At 40.7% G+C, this 20,244-nt stretch carries 17 protein-coding genes; 6 read left to right on the forward strand and 11 right to left on the reverse strand.

What is annotated here, in order from left to right; genetic code table 11:
- Positions 1 to 38: 38 nt before the first annotated feature.
- From IEV91_RS11765 to IEV91_RS11775, 3 genes are all read right to left on the reverse strand, one after another.
- On the reverse strand, positions 39 to 1,304 hold the full coding sequence (locus IEV91_RS11765) for a ribulose-bisphosphate carboxylase large subunit family protein (RefSeq protein ID WP_188497600.1): 1,266 nt from the start codon (positions 1,302 to 1,304) through the stop codon (positions 39 to 41).
- A 31-nt stretch (positions 1,305 to 1,335) separates the two neighbouring features.
- Positions 1,336 to 2,358: a zinc-dependent alcohol dehydrogenase gene (locus IEV91_RS11770; RefSeq protein WP_188497601.1), complete on the reverse strand. Its 1,023-nt coding sequence runs from the start codon at positions 2,356 to 2,358 to the stop codon at positions 1,336 to 1,338.
- A gap of 79 nt (positions 2,359 to 2,437) precedes the next feature.
- The gene (locus tag IEV91_RS11775; protein ID WP_229745568.1) at positions 2,438 to 3,103 is read right to left on the reverse strand and encodes a class II aldolase/adducin family protein; all 666 of its coding nucleotides are present in this window, start codon (positions 3,101 to 3,103) and stop codon (positions 2,438 to 2,440) included.
- A gap of 267 nt (positions 3,104 to 3,370) precedes the next feature.
- Here IEV91_RS11775 and IEV91_RS11780 point away from each other — a divergent pair, with 267 nt between their 5' ends.
- From IEV91_RS11780 to IEV91_RS11795, 4 genes are all read left to right on the forward strand, one after another.
- Positions 3,371 to 5,284: a sigma 54-interacting transcriptional regulator gene (locus tag IEV91_RS11780; RefSeq protein ID WP_188497602.1), complete on the forward strand. Its 1,914-nt coding sequence runs from the start codon at positions 3,371 to 3,373 to the stop codon at positions 5,282 to 5,284.
- A 547-nt stretch (positions 5,285 to 5,831) separates the two neighbouring features.
- Entirely contained in the window at positions 5,832 to 7,019 is a 1,188-nt protein-coding gene (locus IEV91_RS11785) for a sensor histidine kinase (protein WP_188497603.1), read from the forward strand.
- 16 nt (positions 7,020 to 7,035) lie between these two features.
- Entirely contained in the window at positions 7,036 to 7,680 is a 645-nt protein-coding gene (locus IEV91_RS11790) for a response regulator (RefSeq protein ID WP_188497604.1), read from the forward strand.
- Positions 7,681 to 7,803: 123 nt separating this feature from the next.
- Positions 7,804 to 9,993 carry an MMPL family transporter gene (locus IEV91_RS11795; protein WP_188497605.1) on the forward strand — a complete coding sequence of 730 codons (2,190 nt, stop codon included), beginning with the start codon at positions 7,804 to 7,806 and terminating at the stop codon, positions 9,991 to 9,993.
- A gap of 1,212 nt (positions 9,994 to 11,205) precedes the next feature.
- On the opposite strand, the gene IEV91_RS11800 is transcribed toward IEV91_RS11795, so the two are convergent.
- The 6 genes from IEV91_RS11800 to IEV91_RS11825 form a co-directional block, all read right to left on the reverse strand.
- On the reverse strand, positions 11,206 to 12,801 hold the full coding sequence (locus IEV91_RS11800) for a DHA2 family efflux MFS transporter permease subunit (RefSeq protein WP_229745570.1): 1,596 nt from the start codon (positions 12,799 to 12,801) through the stop codon (positions 11,206 to 11,208).
- Positions 12,785 to 13,240 carry a MarR family winged helix-turn-helix transcriptional regulator gene (locus IEV91_RS11805; RefSeq protein ID WP_188497606.1) on the reverse strand — a complete coding sequence of 152 codons (456 nt, stop codon included), beginning with the start codon at positions 13,238 to 13,240 and terminating at the stop codon, positions 12,785 to 12,787. Before IEV91_RS11805 ends, IEV91_RS11800 begins: the two co-directional genes overlap by 17 nt.
- 673 nt (positions 13,241 to 13,913) lie before the next feature.
- Positions 13,914 to 14,222, reverse strand: coding sequence for a hypothetical protein (locus IEV91_RS11810; protein WP_188497607.1), 309 nt, complete (start codon positions 14,220 to 14,222; stop codon positions 13,914 to 13,916).
- A 265-nt stretch (positions 14,223 to 14,487) separates the two neighbouring features.
- Positions 14,488 to 14,967, reverse strand: a complete 480-nt coding sequence (locus tag IEV91_RS11815; protein WP_188497608.1) for a DUF1648 domain-containing protein — start codon at positions 14,965 to 14,967, stop codon at positions 14,488 to 14,490.
- A 174-nt stretch (positions 14,968 to 15,141) separates the two neighbouring features.
- Positions 15,142 to 15,369: a DUF3923 family protein gene (locus tag IEV91_RS11820; RefSeq protein ID WP_188497609.1), complete on the reverse strand. Its 228-nt coding sequence runs from the start codon at positions 15,367 to 15,369 to the stop codon at positions 15,142 to 15,144.
- A gap of 185 nt (positions 15,370 to 15,554) precedes the next feature.
- Positions 15,555 to 16,094: a GNAT family N-acetyltransferase gene (locus IEV91_RS11825; RefSeq protein WP_204871306.1), complete on the reverse strand. Its 540-nt coding sequence runs from the start codon at positions 16,092 to 16,094 to the stop codon at positions 15,555 to 15,557.
- A gap of 529 nt (positions 16,095 to 16,623) precedes the next feature.
- Here IEV91_RS11825 and IEV91_RS11830 point away from each other — a divergent pair.
- Positions 16,624 to 17,895, forward strand: a complete 1,272-nt coding sequence (locus tag IEV91_RS11830; RefSeq protein WP_188497610.1) for an FAD-binding protein — start codon at positions 16,624 to 16,626, stop codon at positions 17,893 to 17,895.
- A gap of 141 nt (positions 17,896 to 18,036) precedes the next feature.
- Entirely contained in the window at positions 18,037 to 19,002 is a 966-nt protein-coding gene (locus tag IEV91_RS11835) for a hypothetical protein (RefSeq protein WP_188497611.1), read from the forward strand.
- A 273-nt stretch (positions 19,003 to 19,275) separates the two neighbouring features.
- Here IEV91_RS11835 and IEV91_RS11840 read toward each other — a convergent pair whose 3' ends face one another.
- Together IEV91_RS11840 and IEV91_RS11845 are read right to left on the reverse strand one after the other, a co-directional pair.
- A complete protein-coding gene (locus IEV91_RS11840) occupies positions 19,276 to 19,626 on the reverse strand; it encodes a VOC family protein (protein WP_188497612.1) in 351 nt (116 codons plus the stop codon).
- A 230-nt stretch (positions 19,627 to 19,856) separates the two neighbouring features.
- A complete protein-coding gene (locus tag IEV91_RS11845) occupies positions 19,857 to 20,207 on the reverse strand; it encodes a DUF2200 domain-containing protein (RefSeq protein WP_188497613.1) in 351 nt (116 codons plus the stop codon).
- Positions 20,208 to 20,244: the final 37 nt, after the last annotated feature.

Below are 20,244 nucleotides of genomic sequence, written 5' to 3' on the forward strand. Positions count from 1 at the left end.
TTCTTGATCAATAAAAGTTTTTATTAAAAACGCTTACGTTATTTTCCATGGCTAAACTTTTCAATCGCATGTGCTAGCTCTGAATGAGTTTTAGCATAATCTTCTAATGAGAAGCCGTTCATAGCTGCTTCCCAGCCTTGTTTCATACTGTTAACCCCTGCTTCGATCCCACTTGGATGGGCCATAATCCCACCACCTGCAAGATGAATAAGGTCTTTGGTTTTCATTGTTTTATAAGATTCGATGGCTGACCCCGCCCATTGGCCTGAAGACAGAACCGGCAAGACCGTATCATCGCCAAACATCGGCGTTAAACACTCTTCAACAGACCGAATGACCGAAGCGTTCGATTCATAAAACTTGCTGTTTATGCCATTCGTATGGAGATGATCTACCCCAGCAAGACGACATAATTTTTGATACACTCGGAAATCCATCCCCAATAGCGGACAACGCGTCATAGCGCCCCACTGATTACGATGACCGTGAATGGGAACCTGAGAATAGTTTCTTAAATAAGCGACACCAGCATAACCGATGCTATTAATCCCGACCATGACACAGTTTCCACCTGCTTTAACAACGGTATCATGATTTTCACGCAATTCATCGATATCCCCAGTAATGTTAAAGGCATACATGACTTTTTTTCCTGTTTTATCTGCGACTCTCTCAATCTCCTCCATCACGACTTTTACCCTTGCCTCTAACGGTGCATAGGGAGGATTCGCATTGAGTTCATCATCCTTAATAAAATCAATACCTGATTGTGCCAAAGAAAGTACCAAAACTCTGAGGTCTTCCAAAGAAAGTCCGATACTTGGTTTGATGATCGTTCCAATTAAAGGTCTTTCATAAACCTTCGTCAATCTACGGGTTCCTTCGATCCCAAACTGAGGTCCTAAGTATTTTTCCATAAATACTTCAGGTAACTTAAGATCAATTAATCGCAGTCCAGAAAACTCTTGAAGCTCATAAAGGTTTCCAGCTACTGTTGCTAAAAGATTAGGAATGGAAGGTCCGAAATTATGATAAGGAAACGAAAGGACAACCTCTCCCCGTCGATAGACACCTGACTGTTCAGTATCCAGCCTTTTCGCACCCGGAAGTGTCGGCTGATGGACAGGCTCAAGTTCCGTAATCGAGACCACTTGCGCACCATACGTTTCTTTTAATTCTGCTGTTTCTCCAGGGACAGAAACAAAAGTACCTGTGGATTGCTCTCCAGCCATTACCGCTGCAGCATGCTCTAAAGTGTAAGGTGTTTCAATGAGATAGGTTGCCATAACACGTTCATTTATCACCTTTCTCCCTCCCTTTCACATCATTATTCCATCAAAAAGTCACAAGGATCTTAAGAGGGTTATCCTCTTTTTTATCCATCATTCTAAAGCCCTTAGCAGCTTCAGTATACGGCAACACGTGAGTCACAATGGCATCTGTCTGAATTCGACCCGACGCGAGTAAATCCACTGCTGTGATCGTGTCTTTACGTGTGTAACAGAAACAGCCGACTAATTGTTTTTCTTGACCTTGAAGCTGCATAATATCTAAGGATTGCGCTTCATGAAACATGGCTATGGTGACCACACGCCCACCTTTTTTCACAAGAGAAAGGCCTTGATTGACAATGCCAGGAACCCCTATAGCGATAAGGACTTTGTCAAAGGCTCCTCCGACTAATGCTTGAGCTTCTTCGATCCAGTTGTCTTTATCCTTAATGTTGAGCGTATGGGTAGCTCCCATTGTTTTCGCCGTATCTAAGCAATAATCAAAGATATCAGTAGAAAGAATGGTTGTCGCTCCAGCTTCCTTCGCAACGGCAAGAGCCAATAAACCAATTGGGCCAGACCCGAGAACAGCTACTTTGTCACCAATCTGAATATCTGCTTGACGCACCGCATGAACACCAACAGCCATAGGCTCTGATAGCGCCCCAAGCTCGTGATCCATATCTTCTGGTAAAACGAATACGATATCTTCGTGAGCGACAAAATCCTCAGCCATGGTGCCATACCAATTACCAATGCCTGGTGCCTGACGGTTATCACAGTAGTTGGTCTTGCCTTGTAAGCAATGTTCACACTTCCCACAGCCCATCTGGGGTTCAACCGTTACTTTATCTCCCACTTTGACCCTCGTCACCAAACGACCATGCTCAACAACTTCTCCAGAAATCTCATGACCGATAATGACCGGTGGCTTGCGGAAGGGATGAAGCCCTTTGTAAGCATGAATATCTGATCCACAGATACCTGCTGCCTTCACTTGAATACGAACATCGTGATCCCCAAGAGGAGCACGACTTACATCAGTAACAACGACAGAATAAGGGCGATCTATCATAACCGCTTTCATGATGACAACACTTCCTTAACAGTAAAATTATGTTTCGATCTCAATGTTTCTATTGTGTTTTCTAGTAATCTCGTAAAGACTATTTACGATGGACATGCTTTCGCGGTTTATATCGCGCATTTTCTAAGAAATCCGTCACAATCTGATCAGGTATTTTTGTCAATTTTATGCCTGCTGACTTCGCCGTGACAATCATTCGACACGCCATTTCCAAAGTCTCTAAACGCATCACAGCATCTGAAAATGAATCATCAAAAAGAATCACACCATGATTTTTAAGAATAATCACATGACCCTTTTCAGCTTGTTCCTTAACAGCTTCACCTAACTCTACTGTGCCAGGGTGATAATAGTCTACATAAGCGACATCTTCAAGAAAATACATTGTTTCTACAAACAACTCTGAAATAATAGGCTCTTCGCTTGAAGCCATCAAGGTCGTATAAAAGGGTGAAGAATGGAGAATAACATTCGCATCGTCTCGCACCTGATAAATCCCTGTGTGCATTGGTACTTCTTTAGAAGGCTTACGATTCCCCTCCCACGAACCATTCTCGAAATTACACAAAGCGAAATCTTCCGGTTTAAGCTCACCCATTTCAGTGCCCGATGCCGTAATCAGCATTTTTTTATTATCTAATCGCGCACTAATATTTCCTGAGGTCCCCCAAGCCAATTGGTTCTCTAATAAATACTTTCCCGTATCTATTAATTGCTGTGCTATGTTCACTTGATCAAAATTCATTTTTCAACCTCCTTCCCTTACACACCTTTATATATGCAAGAACCATGCCAAATTTAAAAAGAGAACTCTTTTTTTACTAGAATTCTTATAGACTGCACGACACAACAAAGAAAATTGACCTATTATTTTTTTTATAAAAACTTCATTTGAATGCGATTTCATAAATTAACATCAAAACGCTTTCTTCATGTGATATAATCGTTTCATATTGAAACGTTTTCATTTAAATTTGAAACGGTAAAAATGAAACAACAAGAGGGAGCCCAAATGAATAAGATTATCGTTATTGCACCATCAAAAGAATTTGCAGACACGGTAAGAAATGCAGTTGGAGATAGCTTTAAGATTTATGTTCCTGAAAATGATAGAGATTTTTCCTTTAAAGAAACCTTGCCTATTGCTCAATGCGAAGAGGAACAAGGAGCAGAGGTTATTATCACTCGGGGTGGCCAAGCCACTCATTTAAAAGAAAAAGTCAACATTCCCGTTGTTGAAGTTAAAATGACCGTTCTTGATATCCTCCGGACTGTGCACTCTTTAAAAACGAGATATCAACGCATTGGCTTGATTGGTGTGGAAAATATCATTTGTGATTATCGTGAATTAGGAAGTTATATTGATATTAAGATCTACCCTGTCTTCTCGTATGAACACGACTTGGACATACAAGTGAGACAAGCCATCACGGATCAAGTGGACTTTATTGTTGGAGATGGGATGTCCGTCGATTACGCGAAGCAATTTGGATTGCCTGGCATTAAATTAATGCCATCAAAGGCAAGTGTACAGGAGGCCTTTGATATCGCTGAAAACCTCGTACTTGCTCGCTTTCAGGAAAGAAAAATCAATGAACAATTACGTATGATTCTCGAAACAGCACAAGACGGTATCTTTATCGTTTCCAATGATACCCAGATTGTTTTGGCAAATAACCGGGCCCTTCATCTTCTGCAACAAGAACATGACACATTTATTAATCAACCTATCGAAAATGCTCTCGGTAAAGGTTCAGAGCTCGTTCAATTAATCAAGGGGGAGCAAGAATTTAATGGAGAGATTGCTAAACTGCATGATTTAATTGTTTCCGTCTCTAAGCGTACCATCTCGGTTGGTCAAGAAAAAATAGGCTGGGTGGTGACCTTGCAGGATGTCACACAAATCCAAAAGCTTGAGCGGAAAATTCGACGCCAGTTAAATCATACTGGGTTCTTAGCTAAACAAAGCCTTTCCGATATGGTGGCGATCGCCCCTAATATGAAGAATGTCGTCGAGAAAATTATCCACTTTAGCCAAACCGATTCTACAATTCTCTTACAGGGCGAGACAGGGACAGGAAAAGAATTGGTCGCCCAAAGCATCCATAATCAAAGCCTGCGTAAAAATAGGCCCTTTGTCCCTATTAATTGCGGGGCACTGCCTAGTCATCTGCTCGAGAGTGAATTATTTGGTTATGAGCCCGGAGCTTTTACTGGGGCAAACCGCAACGGTAAAGCAGGATTATTTGAATTGGCACATACGGGGACGATCTTCCTTGATGAGATTGGTGAAATTCCCCTTGAATTGCAGTCACGCCTTCTTCGTGTCATTCAAGAGCGCGAGATTATGCGGATAGGGGGAAGTTCCATTATTACTGTTGATGTACGCATCATTGCCGCCACACATCGTAACTTGCAAACGGCGATCGAGGAGGGGAAATTTCGTGATGACTTATATTATCGTCTCAATGTCCTCAACATCCCGCTCCCTTCTTTGCGAGACCGTAAGGAGGACATCCCTTTACTTGTAGACGCGCTACTCGATAAAATGAGCCATCGATATAAATGCCCAAGACCACAATTACCGAAAGAAATGCTGGACACCTTTATCCGCTATTCCTGGCCAGGGAATATTAGAGAAATGGAAAATATCTTAGAAAGACTTGTCGTGTTATTTCAGGCAAAAATACCAAACGAAGTCATTTTTAAAGAAGTGATAGAGGAACTAAAGGAAAGCCACGGACTCTCTAAAGATGACCAAGATGAGCACACAGCCCCCTCCCCTTTCCTAGAAGGCACACTTAAGGATATGGAAACGGCCATTATTCTTGATCATCTCGAGAGAAATAATGGAAATAAAGACCTCACAGCGCAAAAACTAGGCATCAGCCGCGCCACACTATGGAGAAAATTGAAGGAAATATAGCTTCACCGGAGAGCAACACTCGCAAAATTGCTTAGCTTCCACCAAGGGCTAATGGCAAAACCAAAGTATCACCAACAAAAACGATGATCCCTAAGTCAGTTGCCCTTTAACGGAGAGCGGCTGGGCAGAAGTATTTTACTCACAGAAAATCTGAACGTTCAATTTGAACGCCCAGATTTTTTTTATTTATTTTCAAGTATAGGACAAATCGCTCCATCAAAAAAATACTTCGCTTTCCACAGGCACGGTCTCCATTCCTCTGAAGGCACAAACTGCTTTAATGTGGGGCCTTCGGATGCGTGCTGCTTCCTCCAGTGTCTCCGTATTTTAACTGCGCCCTCCATTTCAGACGATCCCCATTTAACTTTTTTGGGCATTCATTATTTTGTTTTGTCCCAAACTCTTTCCATTTATTAATAATAGTGTCTTATTCCTTTTGGGACAGCGTTCCTGTCCCTATGTCCCACTCCCTCCCTTTTGGGCATGTACCATTGGACATGATAAAGTCCTTTTGTTTTCTCTATAATAATACTCAGGTGGTGAGCATATGAAAAAAATCAATCAACAACATTCACAAAATATGATTTCTGATATATTTATTGTTTCAAGACTTCCCGTCATCCTAATCATCGTTTTTGTTGGTGTCATTTCTTTAATCCTACAAAATATATACCATCCACTTTTAGTGCAAAGTATCATTTTCACCTTGCTCATCATTGTTCATATGCTGGTTTATTGGTTTTCAAACACACTCACTCAGTATAGTAAATGGCTTTATATTGTTGTTCAGTACAGTATCATTCATCTCTCTGTCTTTATATTACCTGAGGGAGCCTTTGCCTTTTTTATTGGCTCACTTCCAATTTTACTGGTGCAATTTATACCCTTATTTCAAAACACGCTAAAAATCACGGCGCTTTTTTCGGGATTATTTATTATCTATCTCATCCTCACTATAATAAATAAAGGTCCAAATGCCTTACCCGTCTATTTTGCAGTAACATTTTTCTTACTCATCATGGTTATCTTTTATTCGGCCACCTACAATAGACAAGTCGATGCCCGAATTCGAATGGAGTATTATTTAAACAAGCTTCAATCGGCATATCAAAAAGTAGAATACCTCACCTTGGTTAATGAAAGACAACGAATGGCGAGGGATTTACATGATACCCTTGCTCAAGGGTTGGCTGGTCTAATCATGCAATTAGAAGCGATGGATGCTCATTTAAAAAAGGGGAATACCCCAAGAGCTCAAGAAATTGTCCAATCCTCCATGGTCCATGCAAGAGAAACCTTAAGAAACGCCAGAAAAGCCATTGATGATTTAAGGGAAAATGGTTATATCGAAAACTTTCATCAAGCTGTTCTTAATATTATTGAGCAATTTGAGCACACTCGGTTTATTAAAGTCGACCACGATATTGATCCGGTCCCTGCCTTGTCAAACTTTGTGATGGAAAACAGCCTTTATATTCTGAGCGAGTGTTTAGAAAATATAACCAAGCACGCCGAGGCGACTCGGACAAAAATAAAAATAAAAAAAATAGATGATGCATTACTTATGGAAATTACGGATAATGGAAAAGGATTTAAAACTAAAAACATAGGAAAACAACTAGGTAAATATGGCTTACTCGGCTTAAAGGAACGCAGTCAGCTTATCGGAGCAGACCTCTTGATCAACAGTACACCCGGAAGCGGAACGATCGTTACAGTCACCATCCCGCTCTAATGGAAAGGAGATCCTGATGACTTACAGTGTATTAATCGTTGATGACCATTTTGTTGTAAGAGAAGGATTAAAGCTTATTTTAGAAACCAATGATCGATTTGAGGTGATTGGTGAAGCAGAGAACGGAAGCAAAGCCCTTGAATTTATTGAAAATCATGAACCCGATGTTATATTAATGGATCTTAAAATGCCTGTCATGGATGGTTTAGAGACCATTAAAGCCTTAAATGATGGAGGCGCTGAAATCCCAATTATTATTTTAACCACCTACAATGAAGACGAACTAATGATGGAAGCTTTATCATTAGGGGCTAAAGGTTATCTTTTAAAAGACACGAGCCGAGAGGACCTCTTTCACACGATTGAATCAGCTATTAGAGGAGAAACCTTACTTAAACCAGAAACAATGGCCAAGCTTTTAACTTTAAAAGACAAAAATCATCATCGGCGAACACTTCTAGATAAAAACGTTCTCACAGACAAGGAACTTTTTATTGTCCAAGCTGTTGCGAAAGGCTATAGAAACAAAGAAATAGCCTTAGACATGGGAATTGCAGAGCGAACGATCAAAGCTCATTTAACCAATATTTTCAATAAACTCAGTGTCAACTCAAGAGCCGAAGCAGTTGCCGTAGCTATGGAAAATGAATTAATCCATTGAAATCTGCCCAATCGTACATAGGACCTTTGCCCTGTTGTACGATTTTTTTTAGGAGGTATTAAATTAGAATTAAAACATCACCATATGTGATAAATGGAATAGGAGATTTGGAAGGAGTTAAACATGGCAAAGTTACTTTATAAACTAGGAAAATGGGCAGTAGACCATAAAAAAAGTGTTTTTGGCACCACGATTGGCATACTCATCATCCTCGCTATTTTCGCAGGGACACTAGGTCCAAAATTTAATGAGGACATGTCCATTCCTGGATCTGAATCCGTTAAAGCGATGACCATCATTAATAAAGAATTCAGTTCTGGACAAGGATCAAGTGGCGCCCAAACCCAAATTATATTTAAAGCACCAAAGGATAAGACGCTCACCTCTACTTCTGTGAACACGAGCATTTCAAAAGCATTAGAGACCATCCAAAAGAATAAAGCCGTTGCTTCCGTGGCAGCACCATCACAATTAAAAAACCTCACGCAAGATCAAAAGATTGGCTACGCTGTTGTGACCTTTAAGGATCAAGCACCTGACGTCTCTGACGCTAGTAAAGATATAATCTTAGATAATGTCAAAAAAATTCGCGATGCTGGGATTCAGGCTGAGTTATCAGGGGACATCGATTTTTCAAAGTCCTCAAGTGGCTCAACTGAAGCCATTGGGATCATTGTCGCTCTCATCATCCTCTCCATTACCTTTTTATCCTTCTTAGTGGGGATTATGCCGATTCTAACATCGGTTTTTGGACTCGGGATTAGTTTACTACTCATCTTATTAGGCTCAAGAGTGATCGATATGCCTTCTGTTTCCCTGACACTTGCCGCTATGCTGGGACTGGCTGTAGGGATTGACTATTCACTCTTTATACTCAATCGCTTCAGAAAGCAACTGTCTGAAGGGCATTCTGTTAAAGAAGCCATCGCGATTGCCAATGGCACATCCGGCAGTGCCGTTGTATTTGCCGGTCTGACCGTGATTATCGCCATGGTCGGCTTATGTGTTGTCAACATTCCTTTCTTAACCATCATGGGCCTTGGCGCTGCTCTAAGTGTTTTCTTTGCCGTTCTTGTCGCCGTGATTTTTGTTCCTGCCGTTCTTGCAATGTTTGGAAATAAACTCGGTCCAGATAGAAAGAATAGATTTCTGCAGTGGGTGACTTTTTCTAGAAAGAGAAAACCGAATTCAAACTCAAAATCCAATGCCTGGGGCCGATTTGTGACAAAGCGCCCACTATTAAAGGCCTTGTTAGGTATTGCCATCCTTGTGGTGATCAGTCTCCCGATGGGACATATGCATCTCGGCTTACCTGATGATTCACAACAACCAAAGGATAGCACGACAAGAAAAGCTTATGATTTATTTTCTGAAGCTTACGGTGAAGGTTATCACAGTTCGCTCGCCATTGTTTTGGAAACAACGAAAGAGACCGCTCACCCGAAGCAGGCCGTATCAGAACTTCAGGATACTCTAGGGTCATTGAAAAATGTCCAAATGGTGAATCCAGCAGTCCCAAATAAATCCGGGAATCACTATATGATCTCCGTTATGCCTAAAACTGGCCCAAATGACACGAAAACAAATGATCTTGTAAAGACAATTAGAGACAAAGCCAAGTCTATCGAGAAAGAAAACCATGTCAAAATCATGGTGACAGGACAAACAGCGGTGAGTATTGATTTGACCAATAGCTTAAATAAGGCCATTCCATTATTTGCATCCATTATTGTTGGACTTGCCTTTATTCTCCTCGTTGTTGTTTTCCGTTCCATTCTAGTCCCTTTAAAAGCCGTTTTAGGATTTGTTTTGTCGCTTGTAGCTTCACTCGGTTTCGTCATCTTTGTGATTCAAGATGGCCATCTAACACAACTGTTTGGTGTCTCGGCGACGGGGCCTATTTTAAATTTCTTACCGATCTTCCTTATCGGGATTCTGTTTGGACTCGCGATGGACTATGAAGTCTTCCTCGTCAGCCGCATCCGTGAGGAATACGTTCACAAAGGCAATGCTCACAAGGCAATTTTAGCCGGGATTAAAGAAAGTGGTGGCGTCGTTACAGCTGCGGCCTTAATTATGATCAGTGTCTTTGTTGGTTTCATGCTGACGCCTGATGTGATGATAAAATCCATGGGAATGGCCTTTACTTTCGGTGTGTTCTTTGACGCCTTTATCGTAAGAATGACCATTGTCCCCGCCGTCATGACACTAATGGGCGATGCCGCATGGTATTTACCCAAATGGTTGGATAAGATTTTGCCTAACTTTGATATTGAAGGTGAAGCGATTATGCGTGAGGTCAAGGGTAAATAAGCGGGACATTAGGGACAGGAACCTTGTCCCAGCTCATAAAATAGCAACATAAGATGAGTAAGAAAGCAGTGGTATCAAAATCTTTTAAAGCACGCGGCTATTGGCCCGTGCTTTTTTTAATTCAAGGTTAAGCAAGTTGCGTGCAATTGACATTCGCCACTCATTTTAATAGCAATGGAGATTTAAATGAGAATATAATATCTTTACAAAAACTCAACAAGGTTTGCCCATTGATTGTGAAAAGGTTGTTGAAAACGATATTAAGTATGGAGACCTTTGCCACACACTTCAGCAACATGGCTCTGCCTACATAATCTTGCGTCCCTTCCACATATTTCGGTTACTGTAGCTTGTGCAATAGCAACCCATGGTTCAGTAATGACAATCAAAATTTAGCGACAGCGGTACGTGCTATGGAATTTGTCACTGTTAATGGCGGCGTGTCACTTTTTCGAGGGAAAACCAGAAGTAGCTTTACATGGTGAAGTTGTTGGTCTCAGTGGATTGGGTACCGTCACCCAGCTAAATAGCTATCCTTCCTAGCCATAAAATGAGCCCAGCTGTTTTAAAAAACTTCTTTTAGAACAATTCAAGGGCAACTTTGACAACATTTATTCTAGTGCTTATAGCGTAAGTCTTTTTACAGATTGCAGGATGAAACATTTAACAAAGTTGCGGATGAAGAGCAAACTGCAGATGATCAGACTTATTCGTTAGGAGAAGACTTTTTTGAGGCAAGGGTAGCCAAAGAAAACCGCCATCACGTATCAGGGTTGGGGCAAAAATTGTACAACGAAGCTAGATATGCCTGGGGTTTCGCTTAACCCCCTGCCACACTTCCAAATAGATTTTCACTTCAAGAGGCCAAGAGCTGCAAAAGCAGTCCATTACGGTCCGGCAGCATGCTTATAACACTTTTTTTTCACTTAGGGACACTCGAAAAAAGATTGCACCACATCCCCGTCATACCCGAAGTCCGAACCCTTGCACAGGACAAGCTTTAGTTACGCCCAACCTATAATAAGGATTCCGTTGTCACTCAGTCTATAAACGCAAAATAGACTTGACTACTTCGTCTCACAAGACAGATCAATTTACCTAATATAAAAAGGAGCTCCCCATAAGCTGGTTACCTTATGAGGAGCCCTATAATTATTTCACTTTCCGTATTTTAGTGTTTTGGGACAACGTTCCTGTCCCTATGTCCCACTATTAATTATCACTTGCTGGCACTTTGCTTGATTGATGTTCTTTATTTTCACCTTCATCAACGGGCTTATTCTTACGTAATAAGAAGGCAAGAACAAAGGCGACTAGAGAAAGAATCGTGGCAACAACAAAGGCGTCATTCATCCCTTGAATGGTTGCTTCACTTAAGATATGCCCAATCTTTTGAACAGAGGTTGCATCAACACCCTGAGCTGCTAATTTTTGCGGTAAATTCGTTGTATCATCAATACCTGCGAGCAGGCCTAATACTTTTGGTGCTATTCCGCTTGTCTTGAGCATGTCTTGCATATGCGTAATCGTATGGTTAGTCATAACTGTTACAAGGATAGCTGTACCAATAGAACCGGAAATCATTCTAATGGTATTCACCATCGCCGTACCGTGAGCATTCCATTTTTGTGGTAATGCGTTCAGACCCGCTGTCATGATAGGCATCATCAACATTGACATACCAAACATACGAGCAGAGTAGAGAACAATCAGAGTTGTATAAGACATTGAATCTGTTAAGTTCGAAAACTCGTAAGTTGTCACAACAGTAATCGCCAAACCGACAACCGCTAACCAACGTGGACCAATTTTATCGAAAATTTTACCGGTAATTGGAGACATAATCCCCATTAAGATAGCACCTGGCAACAATAATAATCCTGATTTAAGTGGTGTAAATCCACGAATATCTTGTAAGTACAATGGGACGATAATCATCGCTGCAAACATCGCCATTGTGATGATGACGTTAATAAGCGTAGATAAAGTAAACATCCAATACTTAAAAACGCGGAATTCTAACATTGGGACTTTAGAAACCATTTGTTTCCAAATGAAGAGAAGTAGGAAGAAAGCTCCCCCAACAAGAGTCACAATTACCTCAACACTTCCCCAGCCTTTACCTGGAGTACCTGCTGTACTAAAGCCATATAATAAGCCACCAAATCCTAATGTAGATAGGATAATACTGATGATATCAATTTTAGGAAATGTTCTTTTCCCTACGTTTTTCAAGACAAAAATGGAGAGAATAATATCAATAACTGCAATTGGCAAGATAATATAAAATAATACACGCCATGAATAGTTTTGGACAATCCAACCTGAAAGTGTTGGCCCAACAGCTGGAGCAAAGATCATTGCAATCCCCATTACACCCATCGCTGATCCCCGTTTTTCAATAGGGAAAATAGTTAATAAAGTATTGGTAAGAAGCGGCATCATAATACCAGCACCTGCAGCCTGGACAACACGACCCGCTATTAAGGTGTCAAAACCTGGTGCAAGGGCACAAATCAATGTACCTGCAGCAAAAAGTCCCATTGCAGTAATATACAGCTGTCTAGTTGTAAAACGTTGCATTAAGAACGCTGTGACAGGAATAAGGACACCGTTAACGAGCATAAAAGCTGTTGTTAACCATTGACCAGTACTTGCGCCAATCTCTAAATCTGTCATAATTTTTGGCAAGGCAACGTTCATTAATGTTTGGTTCAATAAAGCAACGAACGCACCTGCAACCATAACCGCCATGATGGCTATGGGATTAAAATGCTTTTCTTCTACATTACTATTTTGACTCGTCATCTTTCTTTCCATCTCCTTCTAGATGAATTTTATCTAATATATCTTGATGAAGTTTTAAAAGTAAGCTAATGTCTTCATCTTTCATATTTGCTAAACCAGAAAGACGTTCCTGAACATACTTTTTTGCTTGTTTACGCTTCTCCTCACCTAATGGCGTAATACGCATCGTCAATGTTCTTCGGTCTTTTTCTGAACGCTCCCTCACAATAAGATCAGCCTTCACTAAGCGATCCACAATCCCACTCATTGTGCTATTGTTTGTTTGCATCATTTCTGCAAGTTCGCCAAGGCTAAGGTTGGGCTCTTTGGCTACCGCTGATAATACGAATAACTGGATACCTGTAATATCAAGCTCCTCCACCTGCCCCAAGAGCCATAATGCATGATAAAGCTCACGGAAAGAACGTGTAATAACCTTAATTCTTTCAAAACCATCCATAGATGCGTCTCCTCATAAACAAACTAAATCATTCGAACGAAAATAATTCGTATACGAAATGAAAAACATTATCTATTATATGCCTTTTAGAGTTAATGTCAATAGAAAAGTACTAAGTGAAATTTGTGGTATTCCGATCTTTTTCGATTCCGTCATTGCACATTGCATGATCCATAGAGATGATCGCTTTCGGGGCGTGGATTACCATGGTTTGTTTTAGCAACAAAAAAATAGCCCCCCTTGTGCTTTGCCAGGCCAAGTAGGAGGGGTCTATTTTCTGAAAAGAGCCTAATTCCTCTTGATGGGGTTAGGTCATTGCGTCCGATTGCTTATAACGATCTATTTATCTGTGCTTTTCTTTTTGCAAATACGCAACAGCCTTTATCACATTTTCGATGACTGTTCCAAGCAATATGACTGCTATTATAAAATTTATCCAACGGAACCATCCATTAGTAAATATCCCCATGACAACTAGCCATACAGTAGCCAATAACCAAAAGAAAAAGCGAAACAATGGGTGAAGAAATAAACTTGTTATAAATTTTAACATATTTATGCATCACAACCTTTGAGTAAATCCACACAACCTGAATGATCAATTCTGCTCTTTACTACCACCCACGTTTGTAAAAATAGTGATCAGTCGTTAATAGATCAGTCTTAGACTTCCTCAAAATGGAAGATCCTCGTCATCATACGAGTGTTCCAAATTCATCTGTTTTTCTTGTTTTATGGATTTTCTTTGTCTTTCATCACTATGAACTAGCTTAACTGTTAAAATCTTGCCGAACTTCTTCTCATATAGATCACGAATCCATTCTTTTACAGGCGCTTTCCATTGCTGTTTAGGTGAAGGGATATTCTTAATTAAACTCTTTGGTGTCATCACCAACGCCTTAGCCATTTTTATATCAGCCACATTCAAACGGCATCGTTTTTTTGCCTCTGCCCAAGCTTGTGAATGTCTATTCGCCGCCATCACATGTCCTCCTTTTACCCTTCTCGATTTAACAAAGTTAAATAATGTATTCGTTTCACACAACGTGATTTGACCAACATAAGTATCTATTATATCAAGCGACTACAGTGTCATAGATCAATTGTTGTATTTGTCCTCCAAATCAATAAGGCTGTTCGTTCCCTTTATTAATTTGTAAATGCCCATTATAATTTTACACACATCGGCAAGCAAAATATATATAATCGAGCCATTTAAGGACCACACGGAATCATTTAATACGAGATCATCTAACCGACATGATTATAGTAGTCACAACTACTAAGAAGAAACCGATGAGGACATACCAAATGGGCGGACTCGAGTGCCCACGTGCCTCTCTAACAAAGCACCCATTGACGTAGGCAAAACTCAGAACAATCTCAAGTTTAATCCAACTTATCAATATCTTTGAATGACGATAAAAGGCATAAGCATTACTCTCTGATAACCGTTCTGGATAATTATGCTTTTCAGGATGTTTTTGCAAAAAGACCGTTGGAATATAGAGAGCCACTGTAATCAAGGGCATTATTAGACTTATCCATCTGCTTCCCCAGCCGTCCGGTTCGCCCTTTGCATTGTAATGAATGGGAATTGTATCAGGCATTTGAAATATTGCCTGAACTGTATAAACAATCATGCCAATGATGACGATACCGCAAATCAAATCATGCACTTTTTCAAGCCTTGAATTTGGAATGATGACTTTTGGACGGTGATTCATAAACCTTTCCCTCCAGCATTAACCCTTTATAATTTTCCTCTTCCCCTCATATTAGCAGATACATTCACGCTACTCTTTTTATATCACTGTTTTTCGGCAATCCTTATTCAATGAAATGGCCCTTTTCTTCAAGATAGGAGCTAATTCTTCTTCCAGAATGAGAATGGCGCCCGTTTATTTGTTACTGCTACTTCTTAAATTTACAATTAGCCATACGACTTGAATAATTAAAGGAATTATAAATGCGACCAGCAAAACTATGAATGCAATAAATTTTGGTTCGGGGGTTTGAGTAACACCAGCGCCATCGACCTCTCTTGTCCAGACAATAATCGTGCTTACCGTAAAAAGGATAATCCAGATAATATTTGCGATCCACCAAAATATCCATCTATTATTCACGTTATCATTCCTCCCGTTCCCCCATACTAAAATAATTTTTATGCAACAACCTGGCCCACAATCTGAACCTTTTAAAGAAAGATGCGCGCAAGGCTTATTCCATTAAAGCGCTCGTTTGCTTAAATTTTATTGCAAGGTTTTTGCTTTAACATGTTGACGCGATCCTTGTATCGAGGTTCTTGCTGCTATCTTAATTCTTTTTGAAAAACGATAAACTCGCAGGGAACAGCTAACATCTGCGCCAACCTTGGATACGAAGCATCAAAGGGCTCTGCATAAACCCGATGGTAGCCGATACGATTATACCAGTTTTCCAAAAATACTTTGGCCGGGTGAGGAAATTCCTGAGGTATTAACAGTTCGAGTTGCATCTTACGCATTTGTTCGTTTTGACACTTCTGTTCAGCAAAACGGACTAACTCACGTGCAATCCCGTTCCCCTGGTATGCTCCGTCCACAGCCAGCATTCCGAATTCTCCTGTTTCCCAGTCAATCCGTTGAATACGGACACATCCAACAATTTCCCCCATTGATCGAGCGACAGCAATCTCTCCTTTACTAGTGAACTTTGTCATTTCCTTCACTGTCGTACGATCTGCCCCGTTCATCCAAATCCCTTCCTCCGATGCCGCAAATGAACGGTTAACGATGTTCGTCATGTGCTCCATATCTACTCTATTTGTACTCGCATTACAAGGTAGCATTTGTATCTCGATTGGCTGCATAATAAGTGCACTTCCTTCTTTCTATTGAACTTATAGAGCTTCAGAAATCTATGCAGCATGTGACTGCATAGTTTAGAAAATCCTCCTGAAAATTGTATAAACATCTTTACATTACAGAATAAAGAATACCTCTGAATACCGTCAAAATCATTTTACATTTTTGGATATCATCAACTCTTAATGCAATAAGTTAAAGGGGCACTTATAAAAGCTGACGTCATAAATAAAGGTTCAAGAACACAAAGTGAAAAATAGCGAGACTCCTGCGGGAATAGCAAGCCAGGCAAGACCCCGCAGGACACAAAAGGATAAGTCCGAGGAGGCTTGCGGTTTGCCCGCGGAAAGCGAGTTATTTTTCACTTAACCAAAACAGCATTGTAAATTGTCTTCAAACCCCAACATATATAATAGAGCCTAAATAAAAAACTTCTCTTCCAACCTTTCTTTTCCTAATTTAATAATTGAAAATTTTTTCTTTTTATGCCTATAGTTAAGCTAGCTCATCAAACAACAAAAAGGAGTGGAACTTATGGATGTGAAAAGAAATTGGGCTGGGAATTTTCAATATAGTACAACTCATTGGCACGAGCCAGAATCTGTTGAAGAGGTTCAAGAACTGGTTTCAAAGTTAAAAAAGCTACGAGTGGTCGGCACGCGTCACTCCTTTAACAGCATCGCAGATTCAAATGAAAATATCGTCTCCTTGCAAAAGCTGAACAAGGTCTTAGCTATTAACCACGAAAAGAAAACCGTCACCGTAGAAGCAGGTATCAAATATGGTGACCTTTGTCATGCGCTTCAGCAACAAGGCTACGCCTTACATAATCTTGCTTCCCTTCCACATATCTCAGTAGCTGGTGCTTGTGCAACAGCGACACACGGTTCAGGAAATAGCAATCAAAATTTAGCCGCAGCGGTACGCGCGATGGAAGTGGTCACTGCCGATGGCAACCTTGTCACCTTTTCAAAGGAAAAATCGGAAGAAGAATTACAGGGTGCAGTCGTTGGACTAGGAGGACTCGGTGTCGTCACAAAGCTTACTCTTGATATCCAACCCAGTTTCCAAATGCGACAGGACGTTTACGAAAATCTCCCCCTTGCCCCACTTGAACATCATTTTGATGCCATTTTTTCCAGTGCCTATAGCGTCAGTCTGTTTACAGATTGGCAGGATGGCACATTCAATCAAGTGTGGCTAAAAAGTAAACTGACAGAAGACCAGCCCTTTTCATTGGGAGAGGACTTTTACGGAGCAAAGAGAGCAAAGGAACATCGCCATCCTGTAGCAGGTGTTGGAGCAGAGAATTGTACGGCGCAGCTCGGTAAGCCCGGAAATTGGCTTGATCGCATGCCTCACTTTCGCATGGAGTTTACCCCAAGTAAAGGTCAAGAACTGCAAAGTGAATATATTATGCCACGAGAATATACCTATGACGCCCTTTGTGCAATCAATGAAATCCGTGAACATATCGCACCACTGTTGTTTACATCCGAAGTGCGGACGATCGCCCAAGACGAGCTTTGGCTCAGTCCCTCCTATAAGCAGGATTCCGTTGCCATCCACTTTACGTGGAAGGATCAATGGGACGATGTTAAGAAGGTCCTTCCACTCATTGAGACTCAGCTTGAACCCTTTCAAGCCAAGCCACACTGGGGGAAGGTGTTCACTACCTCGCCTGTAAAAATACAAGCTCACTACGAAAAAATGCCGGCATTTCAACAATTGCTTCAGAAGTATGATCCGAATGGCAAGTTTCGCAATCATTTTTTGGATCAATACATATTTAATGAAGGAAAGTGAAAGCGCTGTGCCCATTAGGAGATAAGGGCTTAGTGCTGAAGCAAAAAGTTATTGGCTGAATCTTTTACATTTTACTAATATAATACTTTAACACTATTATCTTCCTTTGCTAGAATGGATAAGGTGAAAGGAGTTATAGAATTGAAACTTTTTAGCTTTTTCATTTTATCCGCGGTTCTATTGTTCTCATTATCAGCTTGTGACTCTTCTTCGGAAAAGTCAGCAACAAAAAGCCAAGTGCAACCTGAACCCTCTAGCGAAACGAAAAAGAGTGTAAGCAATGAATCATCAGGAGCAGCCCCGTCTCCTAAGTCTGACAGTCCAACTAACACAAAGCGTTCATCTGAGAATAGCACGCCTTCCCCACAGGAGACACAATCTTCAAGTACAGAGACAAAGCGTGCGAGCAAAAATAACGAGAGTGGAGAATTTTTCTATGGTGAGTGGCAAATTAAAAAAGTGATCGCGTATGGTGCTGCAGGCAGCTATAGCAGCGAGGACATCGATACTTTAACCGGTCAACACTTAACATTTTCAAAGGATTACGCCACGTGCTTCGCGGACAAAATTGAAGATATGGATAAGACAATCACTCACCCTGTCTACAAAAAAAGAGTGATCGCCAAAGACGCCTTTCCAGCGAATTATCGAGTAACCTTGGATCAACTCGGCATTAATAGAGACTCAGTGACAGAGCTTGATGCCACTGAGTCAAACGGGAATTGCACCGTCACCTTTATTACACCTGACAGCCATAAACTTATTCTATTTGGTGGCGGTACATTTTTTGAATTAGATAAAGTGTCAAATGAAAATAATCCCACAACTTCTGATGAAGATACCCAGAATCAAGCTGCCATCGAAGAAGACCATCAAAATAAGGCGGTCTCCTTGGTTAAAGATTATTTACGTCATAAAAATGAGTTAGAAGAAGACGAGAATCACTTTGTACAATTCGAAGAGACTTACAATGCCTACTATATTGTAAGATATTCCACCTTATCCTCAGGTCACTCTTCTACCAATGGACGCTATGCAGTAGATATAAATAAGGGAAAAGTGATAGACATCAGTGATACTACAGATTTGGACTTTTTAGGACAATGAAGGATTAAATTTTTTTAGGTTAAACCATTGCATTAAGAGGGTCACATAAAGGAGATATGTCTCTTTTGTGTGGCCCTGAGCTTTTGTAATACAAGATGAATATACTTGAATAAAACTACAGCGATAGTTCCTTTCAGGGAGTGCAACTACACGAATTAAATAGACAAGCAAATTTGCTGGTAATAAGATAAATTAATCTTACTGCACGAGGAGAAATATTCATATATTCGGTGATTCGCCACTTCAGCAATGGACCTATTACTCTTCATTCATCTACAAATGGCTAAGAATATTAACAAGCTTTCCGAATGGATCCCTTACATAAAAACGCCGCACTCCCCACGGTTCTTCTACAGGACCATACTCGATGGGAATCCCCGCTTCCTTTACACGCGTTAATGCACTGTCTAGATCATCTACTTCAATGGATAGGTCTGGCACCGGTGTCCCCGAACCTCCCTCTGAAAGAAAACTAATTTGCGTGTCCATTTTCTCACGGGAACCGTAAGTTGAAATAAATCCCATATCCATCAGTTGATCGAGTTCAAGCACCTCCTTATAAAAGCGCGTTGCTTTAGAAATGTCCTGCGTCTCAATATTGGCGACAATTCGTTTGACCTTCATCCTTACCCACTCCAAAGTTTTTAATGTCAATTTTAATTTAAGCAAAATGGCCCATTACCAGCAATGCTCACGCCTAGAAGTTAGAGCGTAAGGTATATCATCTTAAAAACGGGGATTCCCTTCTTACTTCTGCTTATACCCCGCAAGTAATCTCCAAATTTTAATCGCTGCTTAAAACAACAGTTCCGAACAATTAAGACGACTATTATCGGGTAGTCGGACTTACACTATTATTTCCGCAAAATCTTCTCCATAGCTTTTCCCCTTGCTAATTCATCGATCAGCTTATCCAAATAGCGAATTTCCCGCATCGTTGGTTCTTCAATGTCTTCCACCCTGACACCACAGATCACACCTTTGATCAAAGTCCGTGAAGGATTCATCTGAGGCGCTTCCGCGAAAAAGGTCTCAAAATCTGTCTGTTTTTCCAATTGCCCTTCTAACTCTTCCTGGTTGTAGCCTGTTAACCAACCAATGATTTCATCGACTTCTGCTTTTGTACGTCCTTTTTTCTCCGCCTTCGCAACATAATGGGGATAGACACTTGCGACACTCATTGTATAGATCTTATGTTTGGCCATGATACATCCTCCCTCGTTTTCTTAAGTTTATCATATA

Source organism: Pullulanibacillus pueri, from assembly GCF_014639255.1.
In the GTDB taxonomy this organism is placed as follows: domain Bacteria; phylum Bacillota; class Bacilli; order Bacillales; family Sporolactobacillaceae; genus Pullulanibacillus; species Pullulanibacillus pueri.